The sequence below is a fragment of the Paraburkholderia sp. genome (assembly GCF_050742655.1).
Classification (GTDB): Bacteria; Pseudomonadota; Gammaproteobacteria; order Burkholderiales; family Burkholderiaceae; genus Paraburkholderia.
The window spans coordinates 1-4405 of record NZ_JBOIGG010000051.1 but is presented as its reverse complement, the minus strand read 5'-3'; the positions used below and the strand labels follow the sequence as shown (position 1 = coordinate 4405).

Sequence of the window (4405 nt, the reverse complement as noted above, 5' to 3'; positions counted from 1 at the left end):
GTCAAACGTTGAGAGGCCGGTGCCGTCAATTCGGTGGAAAATATGCGAGCCCGCCTCGCGGCCAGCGGCAAGCTGCAAATTGATGTCGTGAGGGCGAGCTGCACCCAGCAACGCAAAATAGGCCGGCCGCGGCTCCAGATTGATGCCGTGCCACCCGTGATCATAGAAAAGCCTCGTGACCGAAAAATCCACGGGATCAGCGGCTCCGACATCGATATAGAACCCGTTGCGTACGTGCCCAAGCGCACGCCACAGCATGATGTCTTCCTGGTTCTGCGCAAAGGAGATCATTGTCATGAGTGGTCAGACCGTAATGTTGGTTGTGCCGCGCAACATCTCTGTTGCTTAGAATATGCGAATCAGGGTTTTGAACTTTAGCTGACGCTTAGCCCTCAGGCTGAAGATGAGAGCGGGCGCAAGGCGAGGGATTGACGATCCAGCCTAGGGTGGAACATGGGATCGTTGTATAGATATTCGCTCCAGCGCTTAAGAAAGCGGGCTAGATCGGTACCGGGAGGAGCAGTTTCACCGCGAGACGCCTTCTCATGATGAACAAGCTCGGCGTGCGGCGTGTAGACGATCCGGTAGCCCAGCATCTTCAGCCGCAGACACATGTCCACGTCATTGAATTCCAGGGTGAACACCTCATCGAAGCCGTTGATCTCTTCGAGCACCGAACGCCGGGTCGCAAAAATGGCCCCCGTGACCATCGACCATTCACGATGGACGACGGCCCAGTCCTGATAGGTCGGCACATCGGCAGGGCAGCCGAGCCAGGTATGGGCGCAAGTGCTGATCAGTCCTCCGGCCATCCCCGCATGCTGGAGAGTTCCGTTCGGATAAAGAAGCCGCGCGCCAGCGCCGCCAACATCCTCCTGCATCGAGAAGGTCAGTAGCGCTTGCAGCCAATCGGTCGACTCGCTGGTGATATCGTCGTTCATCAGCACAATCTGTTCGGTCTGACTCAATCGCCAGAGCTGATTCATCTTCTTCGCATAGTTGAACGGCTCGCCAGGCGCGCGCGCGGTGACGATGCGTGTCAGCTCGAAAGGCCAAGGCCGGTCGGCATAGGCCGAGCCGTCAGGCAGATCATCCCCGACGATTACTCGCAACCTGTCCATCGGGTAATCCAGGAGGGCGATGGTTTCGAGCACGCCGATGATGAAGGGAGGCTGCTTCTCTCCGTCCCCGTCGTCGGTGGGAGGGTGGCTCTGGCGGGTCGGGATGCACACGGTGACAGGGGGCATCTCTCCCGCATTCCGCCTTAGCTGCAATGCGTAAGGCGGGATACCCGGCTTCAGGTCGAAATGGACACGATCCTGGCCCAGCCAGTCCTCCAGCACGCGCTGACGGACTTGCCGGGGGACTTGCGGGTAGCGTTTTTCGCGCGTCGCCAGCGTCTGCGCGATGCGACCGATGGTGATGCCGGTTTGCACGGCCTGGAGCAGCAGCGCATAACTGAAGGCTGAGCCATAGTCCTTTGCTACGGCCTGCAGCTTGGACAGGACGTTGGCCTGAACGGCTATCGGCAGGCCGATATAGTCATAGGCGAGGAGCAGCGCCAGATCAAATTCCGGGCGCAGATCGAGCGTCTTCTCGCTGCGGACATGATGATCCACGTAGAAGATGCCGATATCGGGTCTGCTTGTGGCCTCCCGCTGCAGGATGTCACCGAACTCGACAGAGAGTTCGGTGCGTGCATCGCTTAACACATACCAGTGCGCTCCACCCTGGATTTGCGCCATCCGGCCGTTCTCGCCTAGCAATTCACCGGCAGAGGTTACGGTCAAAGGAACCAGAAAAGGGGGTGACAATAAGTTTTGCATGAGGTCAGCCCTATCGCCGAGGAGCGAGAAGTTGCTCGATGCTTTGCTGGATCAGCGCGCCGACCCGCTCGGCTGACAAATCTGTTGCAATGCGCGCGCGCGCCCTGTCTCCGATCGTATGGTCGCCCTTTTCGACAAGCGCAGCGGCTTGTTCCAGCGACTCGGCCAGATGATCTTCGTCAATCTGGGCCCAGGTGTTGCCTTTCGTGTAGGCACCGTGGTCGTCCTTCAGGGAGGTCATGGCATACCGAACAGGAAACCCGCAACTGTCGTCAAGGAAATCACGTGTGCCGCTATAGTCGGTGGCCACCACGATCTTACCCATCGCCATCGCCTCGGCCACCGTCAGGCCGAAGCCTTCCGCGCAATGCGGCGAGGCGTAAATGTCGGCCATTGCCATCAAGTTACGCATCGTGTCCAGGTCGAGTGCATGGTTAATCAGCACGACCCCTTCGGCGGCATCGCACAACTGCTGCAACTGCGCGCCCTGCTGCGGCATGTCAAACAGGTGCTTGGTCTTCAGCACCAGCTTCCAACCGGAACGCCCCAGTCGCGTTCGAGCAAAGGCCCTCACCAGTGCGGCGGGGTTCTTGCGCACAAGGTAGCTTGACCCGTCGAAGGCATAGACGATCGCGCGATCGTCGGCCCTGAGGCCGATCTCCTCCTTGGTCCGGCGAATCTTGTCTGGATGAGGAAGGCTGGACGGCACGGTCACCACATACGGGATCACATGAACCGGGGCGCTGGTCCCCGCTGCGAAGACCTCCTGACAGAAGCGGCTGGGTGCCCAGATCGCGTCGACTGAACCGAACGTGGGGTACCAGAAGTTCGGAATACTCTCTGTCTCCCAGACCCAGAGACCGAGCTTCAGCCGGGCATGCTCGATGGCTTGCCTCTGTTCAGCGACCAGCAGCGCGGGCCACGCCTCGGGATTGAGATGGACAGCAGCCACGTCGGCCGGTCCTGAGAAGTCGTTGATGTCCAGGGGTACCGTCGTACGCCGGTGAATGTGGAAGGGGCGTTTGACCGGCGCAAGATTGAGCGCATACGGGGTGTGCCGCAGAGCTGACACATAGGAGCGGCTGGCGACGCCCAGACCGTTGGCATAGTTCCAGGGGCCGATGAACTGCACGGCAGGTTCGAGTCCGGTGCCGGGCAGATGTCGAGGAAGCGTCGAACGCTCCGGCACGTGCGAGGGCGCGCCGTTACTCTCGGCTTGATCCGGATTCGTCGCAGTCACCTGCATCAAGGGTTCGGCCAGCGCCACGTCGTAACCCTGCGCTTTCAGTATCTCGCTCCAGTTGCTGCTGTCCACGCCCTCGATCTTGTCGCGCAGCGCCATGACTTTGACGAAGGGGAATCCCTCTTCAATCAGCCGCCTCCAGTCGAAAAGCGTGCGGTTGTTTCGGTTCTCGGATGGGAACAACACGGCACAGGAAATGCCAGCTGCGCGCAGTGTGGGGGCGAAATTGATTTCATACCGCTGGATGACCTCATCCTTCGTGGGCAAGACCAGCACCTTGTTGAAAAAGGCCTGGAGGACGGGGGATGCCAGCACACGACGCCGAAGCGCCAGGAAAAAGCTCTGGATGTGCCACTGATGTTCCCAGCTCTCCGTCAAGCCGATCACATCGGCGGATTCCGAACGCAGGCGAGCCAGCAGCTTCTCGAAAAGCACGTCGTTGAAGGGGCCAATCAGGCTGTCGTTGAGCAGGTAGAGCGTTTCGGCATCGAACAGATCAGGTTCCAGTTGCAATACATGCGCCCAGGCGGCGAAGTCGAGCCCGTGATTCTCACGTACGACCAGCGTATCGACCTCGTCGAGCGGCAAGGCATCCCGATCAAACCAGGCCGCATCCGCAGCCACGATCAACGTTACATGGATGCCCTGCCGACGCAGAGCCGCGATGAAGGGGCGCACATGGGGTTTGAGTTTGCCGTCGGGCGAATGAGTCACGAACAACGCGGCCTCGTGGCCATGGCGCGTCGCCTTGCGGTACTCGATCACTGCGTCGGTCACCGGTTGGCCAAGTCCTACGCCAGACTCGTCTATTGAGGGTGGAGCCAACGGATTGTCGCGGTAAAACGCTTGTCTTCGTCGTTCTCGCAGAAAGGCGATGCGCGCCGGCATTCTTTGTGGAGTCACAGCCCACCAAAGTGCCTTGGCTCCACGGCGGAGCGTTGAGCGCACCTGATTCGGCGTACCGATCACCATCGCACGCAGTGGCGCCGTCACCCGCCATGACGTGCTGCCGAGTATCGCCGCCACACGCTCGTCGGCTTTCCGCGCGGCACGCTGTACTTCCTCGCTGCGCCTTGCCTGCTCCGCTAGAGCTGCGTTGGTTCGCCGCGTTGTTTCATCAAGGGTTTGCGCCATCTGTTGCACGGTTTCGGCGGCGTGGCGGCTCGCCGCATCCGCTTCGTGTGCAGACTGCTCCACCAACCGGATGGCCTCGCGGCTTGTAGCTTGCGCCTCACGCAGCGTCTCGGCAGCCTGCTCGCGAACCTGTCGAAGTTCCTGTTCCGCGCGCTCGGCGCGTTGCAGCAAATGCACAGGTGGCTGAAACTCGTCGAAAACA

Annotated in this window: 3 protein-coding genes; all 3 read right to left on the bottom strand. The window is 60.4% G+C overall.

Translation table 11 applies throughout. From position 1 onward, the window contains the following. Positions 1-297 (bottom strand): FkbM family methyltransferase (locus tag ACREXZ_RS30630; RefSeq protein WP_431767879.1); only part of this gene is annotated, 297 nt, incomplete at its 3' end. Positions 298-392: 95 nt separating this feature from the next. Next, entirely contained in the window at positions 393-1826 is a 1434-nt protein-coding gene (locus ACREXZ_RS30625) for a glycosyltransferase family 2 protein (protein WP_431767878.1), read from the bottom strand. Positions 1827-1836: 10 nt separating this feature from the next. Beyond that, on the bottom strand, positions 1837-4405 hold a 2569-nt coding region (locus ACREXZ_RS30620; protein ID WP_431767877.1), incomplete at its 5' end, for a rhamnan synthesis F family protein.

What these genes read in the sequence shown, in the direction of transcription:
- ACREXZ_RS30625 (WP_431767878.1), bottom strand. Translation starts at nt 1,826, where the DNA reads ATGCAAAACTTATTGTCACCCCCTTTTCTGGTTCCTTTGACCGTAACC.